10 protein-coding genes are annotated in these 15,419 nt (G+C 38.8%); 2 read left to right on the top strand and 8 right to left on the bottom strand.

Annotated elements, in window-relative coordinates; all coding sequences use genetic code 11:
- Positions 1-81: 81 nt before the first annotated feature.
- From GO593_RS00940 to ahcY, 5 genes are all read right to left on the bottom strand, one after another.
- On the bottom strand, positions 82-2,352 hold the full coding sequence (locus tag GO593_RS00940; protein WP_000342684.1) for an NADP-dependent malic enzyme: 2,271 nt from the start codon (positions 2,350-2,352) through the stop codon (positions 82-84).
- A gap of 236 nt (positions 2,353-2,588) precedes the next feature.
- Positions 2,589-5,438, bottom strand: coding sequence for a putative bifunctional diguanylate cyclase/phosphodiesterase (locus GO593_RS00935; RefSeq protein ID WP_000016024.1), 2,850 nt, complete (start codon positions 5,436-5,438; stop codon positions 2,589-2,591).
- A gap of 134 nt (positions 5,439-5,572) precedes the next feature.
- Complete coding sequence (locus tag GO593_RS00930; protein ID WP_001078584.1) at positions 5,573-6,295, bottom strand: 16S rRNA (uracil(1498)-N(3))-methyltransferase; 723 nt, start codon at positions 6,293-6,295, stop codon at positions 5,573-5,575.
- Between the two features lie 18 nt (positions 6,296-6,313).
- Positions 6,314-7,150 carry a methylenetetrahydrofolate reductase [NAD(P)H] gene (metF, locus tag GO593_RS00925; protein WP_000167013.1) on the bottom strand — a complete coding sequence of 279 codons (837 nt, stop codon included), beginning with the start codon at positions 7,148-7,150 and terminating at the stop codon, positions 6,314-6,316.
- A gap of 71 nt (positions 7,151-7,221) precedes the next feature.
- Complete coding sequence (gene ahcY, locus GO593_RS00920; protein WP_000994845.1) at positions 7,222-8,604, bottom strand: adenosylhomocysteinase; 1,383 nt, start codon at positions 8,602-8,604, stop codon at positions 7,222-7,224.
- Positions 8,605-8,825: 221 nt separating this feature from the next.
- On the opposite strand from ahcY, the gene GO593_RS00915 reads away from it, so the two are divergent.
- The gene (locus tag GO593_RS00915; protein WP_001196985.1) at positions 8,826-9,362 is read left to right on the top strand and encodes a cysteine peptidase family C39 domain-containing protein; all 537 of its coding nucleotides are present in this window, start codon (positions 8,826-8,828) and stop codon (positions 9,360-9,362) included.
- Between the two features lie 38 nt (positions 9,363-9,400).
- Here the strand turns inward: GO593_RS00915 and GO593_RS00910 are convergent, their stop codons facing one another.
- From GO593_RS00910 to lipA, 3 genes are all read right to left on the bottom strand, one after another.
- On the bottom strand, positions 9,401-9,784 hold the full coding sequence (locus tag GO593_RS00910; protein ID WP_000043118.1) for a carboxymuconolactone decarboxylase family protein: 384 nt from the start codon (positions 9,782-9,784) through the stop codon (positions 9,401-9,403).
- Positions 9,785-9,887: 103 nt separating this feature from the next.
- Entirely contained in the window at positions 9,888-12,353 is a 2,466-nt protein-coding gene (locus GO593_RS00905; RefSeq protein ID WP_000576645.1) for an acyl-CoA dehydrogenase, read from the bottom strand.
- A 283-nt stretch (positions 12,354-12,636) separates the two neighbouring features.
- Entirely contained in the window at positions 12,637-13,650 is a 1,014-nt protein-coding gene (gene lipA, locus GO593_RS00900; RefSeq protein ID WP_001289260.1) for a lipoyl synthase, read from the bottom strand.
- Positions 13,651-13,846: 196 nt separating this feature from the next.
- Here lipA and sthA point away from each other — a divergent pair, with 196 nt between their 5' ends.
- Positions 13,847-15,259 (top strand): Si-specific NAD(P)(+) transhydrogenase, encoded by a 1,413-nt coding sequence (gene sthA, locus GO593_RS00895; RefSeq protein ID WP_001137505.1) that lies wholly within the window; start codon positions 13,847-13,849, stop codon positions 15,257-15,259.
- Positions 15,260-15,419 lie beyond the last annotated feature (160 nt).

The following is a 15,419-nucleotide window of genomic DNA, read 5'->3' as shown; positions in this document are numbered from 1 at the left end:
CTATTCTTCAAGCAATCATGCTACAGAATAGAGGTTTTCTCAAGTCATTAGAAAGGCTTTTCGTAAAAAGCGGTTTCTAAATTACTTTTCTTGCTGTTGAATTTCAGCAACAGTTAAAGCAGTCATATTGATAAGACGGCGAGTCGTCGCTGTCGGAGTCAAAATATGAACTGGTTTAGCAGCACCTAGTAAAATTGGACCAATTGTTACGTTGTTACCAGAAGTTGCTTTTAACAAGTTGAACGAAATATTTGCTGCATCTAAGTTCGGCATAATCAGCAAGTTCGCTGAACCTTTGAAACGAGAACCAGGGAATGCAAAATGACGAATATTTTCGTCTAATGCTGCATCACCATGCATTTCACCTTCAACTTCAAGCTCAGGAGCTTGCTCAGATAAAATACGATAAACTTCACGCATTTTTTGAGCGCTTGAGTCTGTCTGGTCACTACCGAAGCTTGAATGAGAAAGTAGCGCTACGCGTGGTGTAATACCAAAGCGACGTACTTCTTCAGCCGCCAAAATAGTCATTTCAGCAAGTTGTTCAGCAGTCGGATTAGTGTTTACATAAGTATCAGCAATAAACAAGTTGCGATCTTCAAGCATTAATGCATTAAGCGTGAAGAAGTTGTTCATGCCTTCTTTAAGACCAATTACATTGCGTACGAAGTCAAGGTGAATGTTATAGCTACTGTAAGTACCACATAACATACCATCTGCTTTGCCAAACTTAACTAGAAGTGCAGCAATGAGTGTTGAACGACGGCGAGCTTCACGTTGAGCATATTCAACAGTGATGCCTTTGCGTTGCATAGTTTGATAGTAGTCTTTCCAAAACTCTTCGTATAACGGATTTTGTTCTTGATCTACAATCTCGATATTTACGCCGTGTTGTAAACGTAAGCCTAATTTTTTGATGTTTGCTTCAATGACTGCTGTACGACCAACTAAGATTGGTTTAGCTAAATCTTCATCAACTGCAATTTGAACAGCACGTAATACGCGCTCATCTTCACCTTCAGCGTATGCAATACGTTTAGGATCTGTTTTTGCTTGAGCAAAAATTGGTTTCATCAAGAATGCTGAGTTATAAACAAACTCAGAAAGTTTTTGACGATATGCAGAGAAATCTTCAATAGGACGAGTTGCAACACCTGAATCCATTGCTGCTTTAGCAACAGCAGGCGCAATTTCTAAAATCAAACGTTGATCAAGTGGGCGTGGAATTAAGTAGTCACGGCCAAATGAAGCAGATTTTTCACCATAAGTAGCTGCGTCAGCTTCTACGTGAGCCATACGTGCAATTGCGTGTACACATGCAATTTTCATATCTTCGTTAATTGTTGTAGCACCTACATCAAGTGCACCACGGAAGATATAAGGGAAACATAAAGCATTGTTTACTTGGTTCGGGTAGTCCGAACGACCAGTTGCCATGATTACATCTGGACGTACTTCATGTGCATGTTCAGGCAGAATTTCTGGATCTGGGTTTGCTAATGCAAAAATAATCGGATTTTCAGCCATTTGTTTCACCATATCTTTGGTGAGAATACCAGCAGCTGAAAGACCTAAGAACATATCCGCGCCAGCCATTACTTCATGTAATTGAGTCGCTTTAATGTCTTGTACATAACGTTTTTTCGATTCATCCAAGCCTTCACGTGAAGTTGTAAGAAGACCACGAGAATCGGCAACAATGATGTTTTCTTTATTTACGCCTAAAGCACAAAGTAAATCTAAACAAGAAAGGGCAGCAGCACCTGCACCTGAAGCAACGATTTTGATTTCTTCAATTTTCTTATTAACGATTTGTAGAGCATTTAATAATGCTGAACCTACAATAATACTTGTTCCGTGTTGGTCATCATGGAACACAGGAATTTTCATGCGTTCACGAAGTTTCTTTTCAATGTAGAAACATTCAGGCGCTTTGATATCTTCAAGGTTAATACCGCCGAAAGTTGGTTCTAATGAAGCAACAATATCAACGATTTTATCTGGATCGTTTTCAGCAATTTCAATATCAAATACATCGACACCAGCGAACTTTTTGAACAGAACGCCTTTACCTTCCATTACCGGTTTAGAAGCTAATGGACCAATATTACCTAAACCAAGAACCGCAGTACCGTTACTGACAACAGCAACCAAGTTACCACGCGCTGTATATTTTGCAGCAGCTGAAGGATCACGTTCAATCTCTAAACATGGAGCAGCAACCCCTGGTGAATAAGCTAGAGCCAAATCTCGTTGGTTGACAAGTTGCTTACTTGGCGTGACGCTGATTTTCCCTGGATTTGGATATTCGTGGTAATTTAAAGCGGCCTGTTTTAAAGATTGATCGTCCATCTGAGTCTCTATTGATACAAAAAAGCAAACTAGTCAAGTTGCTCACAAAGGTTGGTAATTTATCTGCTTACTATGTACAAAATTATATCAAGTAACATAATAGGTAGACGAATGGCCAATAGCCTCATGGTGAGCTAAATGCTAAAGAATATAACACTACTTCTCTATTTCTCACAGTCAAAAACGCTCATTTTTGGAAAAACCAGCGCATGTAAAATAGACTGTTAAAACAATTATCAAATATGCGTATTTGTTTGTAGATATTGAAGAATCTGATTTGGATGAAGTGGACGGCTAAAGAAAAAGCCTTGTAAAAAATCACATTGCTGCTTTTGTAGATAAATAACTTGTTCTTCGGTTTCCACACCTTCTGCAACTAGCTTTAATCCCATGCTTTTACCCATCGCAATCATCGCATTCACAATTGCTTCTTGTTTTTGATCACCGATTTTCGAAACAAAGGCCCGGTCAATTTTTAAAACATCGATTGGGTATTCTGTTAAATAAGCTAGAGATGAATATCCAGTGCCAAAATCATCTAGTGCAATTGAAATATTACGTTCTTTAATGGAGTGCAATAGTTTTTTTACATTGTCAGTATTATCTAATAAAGCAGATTCCGTGATTTCTAGTTCTAAATTTGAACCATCAAGATGATATGTGTCTAAAACTTCGTCTAAATCACTGAGTAAAAGACCTCGATGAATTTGTTGAGCAACAATATTTACAGAAACTCGGACATCGGCATAGCCAGCTTTTTTCCATTCTTGTAGCTGTTTGCCAACTTTATCTAAAACGACTTTACCAATATCGGAAATAAGGCTACTACGTTCAGCAAAAGGAATGAACATATTTGGCATAACTAACCCTTTTTCAGGATGCTGCCAGCGAATGAGTGCTTCAAAACCTTTAATCGATTTGTCATTTAAATTAATTTTTGGTTGGTAATACACCACAAATTCATCATTTTGAATGGCTTTACGCAACTCTTGTTCTAAGTCTGCTGTCTTATATGGGTTTGTAGTTTTATTACAATAATAGCTGATAGTATTGCCACCTAAACGTTTTGCTTCCGACAAAGCTTGTTCGGCATGATTGTTGAGATGATCAATTTGTCGGCCATGCTCAGGGAAACAAGCAACCCCAATAGAAGCTGTAATGAAATATTCTTGTTCATCAATATAAAAAGGCGCATTTAAAGCTTGTAATATATTTTGGCAATATTGCTCAATGTTGGGATGAATAGGTGATATTTCATAAATAATTGCAAAATCATCGCCGTTTAAGTAAGCCACTAAAATTGCATTGATATTGGTCAGTCGTAGTCGCTGTGCAAATTGTTTAAGTAACTCATCCCCACTATCATTATTTAGAAACTCATTAAATGCTCTAAATCTATCGATATTAATACGTATTAAAGCCAAATTTTTAAAACTATAAGATGGATTAACAAGATATTGATGTAATTGATTATAATAGTAAAAGCGGTTAGGAAGGTGAGTCAAACTATCATAGTTTTTTAAATAAGATAAATGCTGCTCTTGTCGCTTTTGGTCGGTTAAATCACGTGCAAAACCAATATAATTAATAATCTGGTTGTACTCATCTTTAACTGCATTAATATGAAGCCATAAATAGACACTTTTACCCGATGTAAACTTTTCATCAAATTGGCCCATATATTCGCCAGTTTTTAGAAGTTGTTGAGTAATGGAGTCGTGAAATTGTTGTTGCTGTAGCTTCTGATTTATTGTGATATTAAATAGCTGCTGACTTAATAATTCAGATTTTGAAAAGCCAGTTAATTTCTCATAATAGGGGTTAACTTCAATATAGTTGAGTTTTTCATCTAGAATAAAAATTCCTTCAGCTGCCTGCTCAAGCACAATCGCAGAAAGTCTCAAATGTTCTTGATCTTTTTTTTCCTGATGAATATCTCTGGTCATTCCGACCATACGTAAAGCTTTATTGGTTTTAGGATCACGGCTAATGACACGTCCTACGTCATGAATCCAACGCCACGAACCATTACGACGTAGAATACGGAAGGTAATATTGAAGTGATCAGATTTTCCTTCCAAGTGTTCTTTTAAACGTTCATCAAATAACTTTCGGTCATTGGGATGAATGCGCTCTAAAATTGACTTGAGGTGTAAAGGAGTATTTTGAGTTTGTTTTTGTTGATCAAAAAACGTTATTTCTAATTTTTGTTTCTCAATATCCCAATCCCACGGTCGGATACCTGCTGTTTCATGTGCAAATGCTAAATTATGATGATGGCTTTCAAGCCTCTCATTCATTTTAGTGAGGTCATATGTCCTTTCCCGAACCTTTTGTTCGAGCAAATGATTATTAAATTGAAGCTGTGCTTCAATATCTTTAGATTTATTTACTTCTTGTTGGAGCTGTACACATAACTCTTCAGCCCATTGAGTATGCTGTTCTGCTACTTGAACAAGTTGTTTATTTTTAAATAATAGTTGAGAAATTTTTTGATAGTTACGCTGAGTTGCATAAGCACAAAGCAAAGTTGCGACGAAAGCTAAATTATAAGCAAAGTAAAAGGGGAGTTGGTTGATTTGAGAATGAGTAAACTGTCCAATAATGAGTGGGACTGTACTTGGAATAAAGAGTAAATAAAAATATCGAGGTTGTTGAGTTAAAAATGTAAGACCAATAATGTGGGCTGAGGTAATAAATAATGCTATCAGGATATGAACATCAGAAACAGATATTAAAGTGTCAGGAAGGGAAAAATGCAGAACAATGATATTAATTCCCATTAAAATTCCAGACGTCAAACAAATGCCTTGTAGCATTAAATCGGTTTTCTTAATGAAATGAATATCACGATAATGTGTTAATAGCTTTGGGACAAATAATAGACAGGTAAGCGTTAAAATAGTAAAGCCAATTGACCAAATAAAGTTTGTAATGTAAGAAGTAAAGTAACAAAAGAAAATAATAGCTGAAATTAGGCACAGTAAAATTAGGCTAACAAGATACCAGCGGATATATTGAATTGAGAGGCGAAGCTGCTCAATTTTTGTTTGATGCTGTAAATATTCTTCCTGAAGGCCAGACATAAGATTTTTCTATCCTATTTTTTTACATTTATACAGAAAGAATCTGATTTATCAGTGGAAAAAAATTTAAATTAATATTCATACCGTAAAAGTAAGTTAACTTTAATTGTTGATTTAATCAATGTTCAATAAGTTTATATGGATAAAAACCGATAATTTAAAATAGATAATGCTACAACAGGTGCAGTTTCAGTACGTAATACACGGTCCCCAATACACCAGTTCATAAATCCAGCTTGATTGGCTTGCGTAATTTCATTGTCACTTAAACCACCCTCAGGACCAATTAAGAGGGCTAGTTCAGGTTGTATCCCTGCCAATACATCTTTTTGCTCTTTTTCAGGAGCTAAAACAAATTTAGATGCAGGAAGGTCAGATGAGTTTAACCATTCATGAAGAGAAATAGGTGCTAGAACTTCTGGAACTAAATTGAGTCCACATTGCTCACATGCTGCAATTGCAACAGCTTGCCAATGATCTAATTTTTTTTGATCGCGGTCATATTTCAAACGCATTTCGCAACGTTCACTGGTCAAGAGCTGAATCTTACTGACACCAAGTTCAGTTGCTTTCTGAATGGCATAATCCATTCGGTCACCTTTACTCATGACCTGACCAAGAATGGCTTTAAATGGAGCATTACGGTTTACAGGATTAAAATTCTCAATAGTGACAAACGCATTTTTTTTATTAATTTCGGTCAATGTCGCGAGATACTCACCACCTTGGCCATTAAATAGTGTAGCTTGTTCTTGTAATTGTGCGCGTAAAACACGTACCCAATGATGGAAGACTGATTCAGTTAGTTGAATTGTTGAGCCAACTGTAAGTTCAGTTTCGATAAAAAAACGATTCATTGGGCACGCCTTACAAAATTAATTTAAACCAAGGTCAACAACAAGCTGACGAGTTGGTTCGACTTGGTTCATTGAGTAGAAGTGTAAGCTTGGTGCACCACCTGCAATGAGGCGTTCGCATAGCTTAACAACAACTTCATGACCAAAAGCTTTAATACTTTCACTGTCATCGCCATAGGCTTGTAATTGCTTACGAATCCAGCGAGGAATTTCAGCACCAGTACCATCTGCAAAGCGAATTAAATTACTTGCATTGGTAATAGGCATGATACCAGGAGCGACTGGAATGTTAATTCCAGCTTTATCCAAACGCTCTATAAAATAAAAGTATGAGTCTGGATTAAAGAAGAATTGAGTAATTCCCGCATTGGCGCCAGCTTGTACTTTTTCAATAAAACGTTGGATATCTGAGTCAAGGCTTTCGGCTTGAGGATGCATTTCTGGATAAGCCGCAACTTCAATATGAAAGTGGTCGCCTGAGTGCTCACGAATAAAACGTACTAAATCTTGAGCATAAGGAAGTTCACCAAGACCAACCTGTCCAGATGGTAAGTCGCCACGTAAAGCGACAATACGGTCAATGCCTTGAGCTTTGTATAAATCGAGTAGTTCAGCAATACGCGTCTTATCATCACCAATACAAGAAAGGTGAGGGGCAACAGGAGTGCCTTTACCATTGAAATCTTCAATAGCAGCAAGTGTGCGTTCACGAGTAGAACCACCAGCACCATAAGTAATCGAGAAAAACTCTGGATTTAATTGCTGTAATTCTTGGTGAACAATACGAAGTTTTTCAGCACCGGCATCAGTTTTTGGCGGAAAAAACTCAAAAGAAATAGGTGTACGTTTAGTCATGTCAAATCCTTGTAAACAGCGAAACATTTTTAGAAAAAAGGGCAGTCGGTTCACCGTCTGCCCTTATGTTCTTAGTATTTGTAAGCGTCAGATTTGAATGGCCCCTCAACAGCAACGCCTAAATAATCAGCTTGCTCTTGAGTTAACTGAGTGAGTACACCACCGAAACCTGCAACCATTGCAGCAGCAACTTCTTCGTCAAGTTTCTTAGGAAGAACTTCTACGCGAATTTTTGCAGCTTTTTCACTTGCAGGTAGGTCGGCAAATTTCTCTTGGAATAAGTGAATTTGACCTAAAACTTGGTTAGCAAAAGAACCGTCCATAACACGTGATGGGTGACCAGTTGCATTACCTAAGTTTACAAGGCGGCCTTCAGAAAGAAGGATAAGATAGTTGTTTTCGTCTTCTGAACGATAAACTTGGTGAACTTGTGGCTTAACTTCAACCCACTTGTAACCACGTAAATAAGCCGTGTCGATTTCTGTATCGAAGTGACCGATGTTACATACAACTGCACCAGCTTTTAAGCTGTCTAACATCGCTGCATCACACACATGGTAGTTACCGGTTGTTGTTACAACAAGGTCAGTGTTGCCAAGAAGATCGTGGTTAATGTCTTCTTTTTTACCTGTTTGTACGCCGTTTTTGTATGGAGATACAACTTCATAACCATCCATACATGCTTGCATTGCACAAATTGGGTCAACTTCAGTTACACGAACGATCATGCCTTCTTGACGTAAAGATTGAGCAGAACCTTTACCTACGTCACCGTAACCGATCACAAGCGCACGACGGCCAGATAAAAGCATATCTGTTGCACGTTTGATTGCGTCATTTAATGAGTGACGGCAACCATATTTATTGTCATTTTTAGATTTAGTAACAGAATCATTTACGTTGATTGCAGGTACTTTTAAAGTGCCGTCTTTCCACATTTCGATAAGACGTTGAACACCTGTTGTAGTTTCTTCGGTAATACCGTGAATGCGCTCTAAAAGAGCAGGATATTTTTCATGAACAAGAGCAGTTAAGTCACCGCCATCATCCAAGATCATGTTGGCATCCCAAGGTTGGCCATTTACATTGATTTGTTGTTCAAGGCACCATACATATTCTTCTTCAGTTTCACCTTTCCAAGCAAAAACTGGAATACCGCGAGCAGCAATTGCAGCAGCAGCGTGGTCTTGAGTCGAGAAGATATTACAAGATGTCCAGCGAACTTCAGCACCTAATTCAACAAGCGTTTCAATAAGAACCGCTGTTTGAATAGTCATGTGGATACAACCAAGAATTTTTGCACCAGCAAGTGGTTTAGACGCTGCATAACGTTTACGTAAGCCGATCAAAGCTGGCATTTCTGCTTCAGCAAGTTTGATTTCTTTACGACCGTAGTCAGCAAGTGAGATGTCAGCAACTTTGTAATCTGTAAATGAAGCATTAACCGCGTTCATCAGGATCTCCTAGGAAAAAATAGTATTGATCATTCTGTTCGCGGATGCCGTTGTTGGTTAAAACGAGTGTTTAACCGATCGTCGAGCCTGGCAAAATGATCTTTAGTGCCGATCATTTGTCGCAGCATCCCTCGACTAGCGGAACATTGTACTTGGAAAAGCTTTTAGTGCCAATCCAGTTTTGTTTATTATCTGCGTAATTACGACTTTAGATCTAAATTATGGCCTTAAATATTCCCGAATCTTTGGCAAATCTCGAAGCGAACTGTGGCCTTTTTGCAGTTTGGATGGTACTTCAACATCATGGAGTACAAATTGATGTTGCTGAGCTGATTAAAGTTTGCCGCTATGATGATGAAGGAACTTATACGATTGCTTTAGCCGTTGCTTTAAAAAAGTTGGGCTTTGAGGTGTCATTTCACTCAGATCATGATCCTAACATTAGCCCAAGCGAACGCATGAGCTATAAAGAAGCAAAGATATTAAAAATACCAACTGGGCCAGCGCTGAGCTATCAAGATATTCAAACAGAGACGCATAATGGAAAAATGGTGATTGTGTACTACGACACTTTAGAAGGGGTAGGGAATCAGTCGCTCATTTATTCTATAGATCAAAATGAAATCTGCTTTTTTGATAGTTTTGAGCCGATGTCGGCAGCAGTTTTTGAGAATCAACGTAAAGCAGAAGGTATTTGCCGTCAGGCTGTCGTAATTGGTGACCGTAATTTAAATATTCATTCGACTAAATTGAATTAAATTTAAATGAGCCAGTAAAATGCTGGCTCATACTGAAGTTATTGTTGTTGATAATCTTGAATGACTTCTAGCGCAGCACGGAAAGCTTCCTGAGTAGCAGGGGCGCCGCAATATGGTAGGCTATGCAATAAAGTTTCCTGAATTTCTTCAACTGTACAACCATTGTTGAGGGCACCACGAACATGGCCCTTGAGTTCTGTTGGTGATTTGAGTGCAGTTAACATTGCCAAAGTAATTAATGAGCGATATTTACGTGGCAGCACACCTTCACGTTGCCAAGTTGATCCCCATGCATGTTCATTAATCCAGTCTTGTAAAGGCTGGGTAAAGGGCACGGTATTTTCTTGGGCACGTTTTACAAAAGCTTCTCCCATCACTTCTGTGCGTACTTTTAATCCATTTTCGTAATCTTGCTTAGACATTAATTTCTCCTAAAAATAAAAGCGTCGAGTGACGCTTTTATGGTTATTTATTAATTAATGCGAATCAAAAATGATTGCAATAGTGAATTGGTGGAGGCACCAGTCACACTATTTGATGAGGGTTTGACAAAGGTAGGTCTTTATTTAACTTTTCATCAAAAACATCGGTAAGCATGCTATCGAATCGAATTGCGTTGTACTGCAATAATTGTTGAGCTTCGCTTTCAGAAATAAAGCCTTCTTTTATCGCTTGCGCAATATTCTCTTCAAAAGTAAGACCCGTAAACTTGCCTTTGGATTCAGCTTTCTTAAACTTATCCCAAAGCGGTTCAATGGTTCTTAACATTTGGAACGTGTGCTCTAGACGGCCAGTGACATCATTAGGTTCAGTTGAATAGTACACATGGCGTTTGAGTTGCACTCTAAACGGATGTTCTTCCATCATGAGTTCAGCAACTTGTTGTTTTAACTCATCGTCAGGTTTTGAAATCACACGACCTAACGGGAAGCATATCCATTTGATAAATGCTGCTGGAAGCTTGGCTGGGAAGTTGTCAAATAGTCCCCAAAATGCTTCCTGAATATTCAAGAATGCTTTTTGCAGTGCTAGTTTGGCATGAAGTTGTTCAGCTTCAGTTTTTTGTCCAGCCTCATAATATTTTAAAATTGCAGTGGCAATAAACAAGTGCGCGTGAATATCTGCTAAGCGGCCTGATAGCATTTCTTTACGCTTTAGATCTCCTGCGAGTAATCCTAGTGCCATATCGGAAACAAGTGAAAAATTGGCGCTAAAACGATTGATGGTTTTATAGTAACTTGCAGTGAATTGATCTGCTGACTGAGGCGCATCACTCGAACCACCTGTCCAACCATAAGCAAATGATCTTGCACCGCGGTTAAAGGTATAGGCTAAATGTTTAAACAACAAATCATCGAATTTTTGTACGGCATTGGCTTTGTCGTCAGACTGAAGTAATTGCAATTCTTCAAAAAGATAAGGGTGACAGCGCATTGAGCCTTGACCAAAAATCATCAATGAGCGGGTTAAAATATTTGCACCTTCTACTGTAATAGCAATTGGAATCGCTTGATAGGTGAGAGCAAGGAAATTGCGTGGCCCAAGTTGAATTGCACGTCCTCCAGCAATATCCATTCCGTGATTAACCACTTTACGCATCGTTTCAGTTGCATAGTATTTTGCCATGGCAGTCATTACAGCAGGGGTTCCACCTTGGTTTAGACCGCACGTCACTAAATAACGGAATGCTTCAAGCATATAGGCATCGCTGGCAATTTCACTGCTTGCTTCTTGTACACCTTCAAATTTGCCGACAGAAATATTGAACTGTTGACGAATTCTTGCAAAAGCACCGACAGTGAGATAGCTCATTTCACCTGCGGCCGTGGCTAATGCGGGCAGTGAAATACCTCGGCCAACACCTAAGCATTCCATCAGCATGCGCCAGCCTTTACCGGCATTTTCTTGTCCGCCAATAATCCAGTCAATTGGAATGAAGACATCTTCACCCTCTACTGTCCCATTCATGAATGGAGAGCCCGGATAGTGTCGTGCACCTATTTTTACGCCTGCATGATTGGCTGGAATTAAAGCACAGGTAATCCCGTACTCAGTTTTAGTCTTATCTCCAAGTAAACCTTCGGGGTCATAAAGTTTAAATGCTAGACCGACCACTGTGGCAATTGGAGCGAGCGTAATCCAACGTTTAGAGAAATTCATGCGCAGCCCAAGAACTTGAGCACCTTCATATTCGCCATAGCAGACTACACCCGAATCTGGAATTGCACCTGCATCTGAACCTGCTTCCGGACTGGTTAAACCAAAGCATGGAATTTCTTCACCTTTAGCAAGTCCCGGTAGATATTGCTGCTTTTGCGCATCTGTACCGTAATGCATGAGTAATTCACCGGGTCCTAATGAGTTAGGAACCATACAACTCACCGCAGCAGTTAATGAACGCGAGGCAATTTTGCTCATAATGCGACTTTGAGCAAATGAGCTGAACTCTTTGCCACCAAAGGATTTTGGAATAATAAGACCCAAGAAGCCTTTATCTTTAATGAACTGCCAAACTTCAGGAGGAAGGTCTTTTAATTGATGGTGAATTTCCCATTCATCAAGCATGCTACATAGCACTTCAACTTCATTATCGATAAAACTTTGTTCTTCTGGTGAAAGTGTAGGATAGGGATATTTTTCAAATTGCGACCAATCTGGAGCCCCCATAAATAACTCTTTTTCCCACCAGCTTGTTCCTGCTTCTAAGGCTTCTTGTTCAGTGGTACTGATGCTTGGCATTGAGTTGGCCAGAGTTTTATATGCAGGTTGGGTAATTAAGTTAAACCGTAAAGGTTTAAACAAAATAATAATGCTAAGTGCAATAAGGGGAATCCCTAAAAGTAATGCCCACGGCGTTAAAATGAAAGCAGTCAGTATGGCTACAGCAATCGTAATAACACTACCAGCGACTCTATTTAGGTTAAAAAAGAAAATTGCCCATATTGCAACAAGCTGAATGACAATACTTAAAACAAAGAGTAGGAAAATCATACTTGCTCCTTGCTAGATAAGCCCTCAAGTTAGAAATAATAAAAAAGCGAGGAGAGATTTAAGGCTTAACTAGCGAATTTTTTAATGCTGTTTAAATTTGATTTTTTATGTCGCAATTGATGTATATGCTAGAGCAGGGATATATCGTGCTTTTAGGTATAAAATATTTTTGAATGAAAGTGTAATGGCTTGTTTTATCGATTTGTCAAGAAATGTTATTGATTTTGTTGTATAAATAAAAAAGCCCTCATAATCTGAAGGCCTTTTTAATACTTGTGAAGTGTTAAGCTTCGATTGCTTGTACCGCAATTTTTTTCGCAGGATCTACCTTGCGACGAACTTCAGGAACAGGTTCACCATAGTATTGGCGATCAGCAAAATAGCTTGAACGAACCATTGGTGCAGACCAAATATTACTAAAGCCAAGTTTACGGCCATGCTCTGCATAACGTTCAAATTCTTCTGGTGTTACAAAACGGTCAATTGGTGCATGCTGTTTAGAAGGCTGCAAGTATTGACCAATAGTGACATAGTCGACATCGTGAGCACGTAAGTCATCAAGCAATGCAATGACTTCTTCTTCAGTTTCACCAATACCCACCATCAAACCACATTTTGTTGGGATGTCTGGGCAGTATTCTTTAAACATTTTTAATAGGTTTAAAGAGTGCTGATAATCTGAACCTGGACGCATCGCTTTATATAGACGAGGTACAGTCTCAATATTGTGGTTAAATACGTCTGGTGGACATTCAGTCATAATGCGTAAAGCAATATCCATACGTCCACGGAAGTCTGGTACTAAAATTTCAAGTAATGTATTTGGGCTAAGTGCGCGAGCTTCTTTAATACAGTCCACAAAGTGTTGTGCACCGCCGTCAAGCAAGTCATCACGGTCAACCGAAGTGATTACTGCGTATTTGAGCTTAAGATTGGCAATTGTCTCTGCCATGTGGCGTGGTTCATCAGGGTCCAATGCATTGGGACGACCATGCGCTACGTCACAGAAAGGGCAACGACGTGTACAAATATCACCCATGATCATGAATGTTGCTGTACCACCGCCAAAGCATTCTGGAAGGTTCGGACAAGCTGCTTCTTCACAAACGGTATGGAGTTTTTGAGCACGTAAAGTCGTTTTAATACGCTGAACTTCTTCTGGTGCCGTCATCTTGACACGAATCCAGTCAGGTTTACGCGGCACTTCAACCGTAGGTACAACTTTTACAGGAATTCTTGCGACTTTTTCTGCGCCACGAAGTTTTACACCCTGTTCAGGTTTACGGTGTTCTGACATATTTAACTTTTCCACTCGTTTATAGAGACATTGACATTGTATTATAGCGGACTTCTACAAGTAATAGCGGAAAATAACTATTCATATAATAAATGTGGCTATTCAGAAATATAGGGTTGAGAAATACATAAATTCACCGCATATTAGCCATAATTTATTATAAAATATGGTCATTCAACAGAGGAAGGAGCTTTCAATGCCACGTAAAAAAGAGGTCGTTAGTGGGAATTTCGTTAAGTACGATGCGGTAGTTCTCGGTTCTGGACCTGCAGGTGAAGGCGCGGCAATGAAGCTTGCAAAAGCTGGTAAGCGTGTTGCAATTGTAGATGTACGTGATCAACTCGGTGGTAACTGTGCACACGTAGGAACCATTCCAAGTAAAGCATTACGTCAAACAGTTTCTAGCATTATTCGCTATCAGCGTGATCCAATGTTTCAAAAAGTAGGTGAATGGAAACAGTTCACTATGAAACAGGTCTTGCGTAATGCGCACAAAGTGATTCAACAACAGGTTGATACGCATACACGCTTTTATGACCGTAACAAAATTGGTGTCTTCCATGGTCGTGCATATATTCAAGACAAAAATACAGTTTTAGTTTTTAGCCACGAAGGCATTAAAGAAACAATTATCTGTAAGCAAATCGTGATCGCGACAGGTAGTCGTCCTTATCATCCGCAAGGTCTTGATTTTGACCACCCGCGCGTATTTGATTCGGACAAAATTCTTGATCTTGATTACTCAATTCAAAAAATCATTATTTACGGCGCAGGTGTTATTGGCTGTGAATATGCCTCAATCTTTATTGGTTTAGACCACAAAGTTGATTTGATCAATACTCAACAAAAACTCTTAAGTTATCTAGATGATGAAATTGCCGATGCTTTGTCTTATCACTTACGTGAACAGGGCGTGTTGATTCGTCACAATGAACAAATGGATCATCTTGAAACATTTGATGACCACGTTGTTCTACATTTACAAAGTGGTAAAAAGATTAAAGCTGATGCGATTCTTTGGTGTAATGGCCGTTCAGGTAACACAGAAGGTTTAGGTCTTGAAAATGTTGGGTTGGTACCAAATAGTCGTGGTCAACTTTCTGTAAATGATCAATATCAAACTGAAGTTGAAAACATCTATGCTGCTGGTGACGTGATTGGTTGGCCTTCACTTGCTTCGGCTGCCTATGACCAAGGGCGCTGTGCTGGTGCAAACATGAGTGGTGAAGATGCGAAGCCAGTACGTGATATCCCTACAGGTATTTATACCATTCCGGAAATCTCATCTATTGGTAAGAATGAACAGGAATTAACGGAAGAGAAAATTCCGTATGAAGTCGGTCAGGCTTCTTTCCGTCATTTAGCGCGTGCACAAATTACCGGTGATACAGTAGGTGAGTTGAAGATTCTTTTCCATCGTGACACTTTGGAAATTTTAGGTATTCACTGTTTTGGTAATAATGCTGCTGAAATTATCCACATTGGACAAGCAGTTATGCACAGCCCAAACAATACTTTGAAATATTTTGTTGAAACGACATTTAACTATCCAACCATGGCTGAAGCATACCGTGTAGCTGCACTTAATGGTATGAATCGTTTATTTTGATTTTAAATAAGTTTTTCATGAAAAAGCCCGCAAACTTGCGGGCTTTTTTATTTTTATTAGACCATATGTTTTTTATATTTTTATGACAATGTACAGAGTGATTTCAGCGTCTCATCCCTCTAGTGTGCACAAAATGCTTGATTAAAATATTCAAACAAAT

Source organism: Acinetobacter baumannii, assembly GCF_009759685.1.
Classification (GTDB): Bacteria; Pseudomonadota; Gammaproteobacteria; order Pseudomonadales; family Moraxellaceae; genus Acinetobacter; species Acinetobacter baumannii.
The sequence above is the reverse complement of the archived record's forward strand: the minus strand, read 5'-3'. Positions and strand labels throughout refer to the sequence as shown.

Coding starts and splice junctions, on each gene's coding strand:
- lipA (WP_001289260.1), bottom strand. CDS start 13,650: ATGTCAGAACACCGTAAACCTGAACAGGGTGTAAAACTTCGTGGCGCA.
- GO593_RS00915 (WP_001196985.1), top strand. CDS start 8,826: ATGGCCTTAAATATTCCCGAATCTTTGGCAAATCTCGAAGCGAACTGT.
- GO593_RS00940 (WP_000342684.1), bottom strand. CDS start 2,352: ATGGACGATCAATCTTTAAAACAGGCCGCTTTAAATTACCACGAATAT.
- GO593_RS00935 (WP_000016024.1), bottom strand. CDS start 5,438: ATGTCTGGCCTTCAGGAAGAATATTTACAGCATCAAACAAAAATTGAG.
- GO593_RS00910 (WP_000043118.1), bottom strand. CDS start 9,784: ATGTCTAAGCAAGATTACGAAAATGGATTAAAAGTACGCACAGAAGTG.
- metF (WP_000167013.1), bottom strand. CDS start 7,150: ATGACTAAACGTACACCTATTTCTTTTGAGTTTTTTCCGCCAAAAACT.
- ahcY (WP_000994845.1), bottom strand. CDS start 8,604: ATGAACGCGGTTAATGCTTCATTTACAGATTACAAAGTTGCTGACATC.
- GO593_RS00930 (WP_001078584.1), bottom strand. CDS start 6,295: ATGAATCGTTTTTTTATCGAAACTGAACTTACAGTTGGCTCAACAATT.
- sthA (WP_001137505.1), top strand. CDS start 13,847: ATGCCACGTAAAAAAGAGGTCGTTAGTGGGAATTTCGTTAAGTACGAT.
- GO593_RS00905 (WP_000576645.1), bottom strand. CDS start 12,353: ATGATTTTCCTACTCTTTGTTTTAAGTATTGTCATTCAGCTTGTTGCA.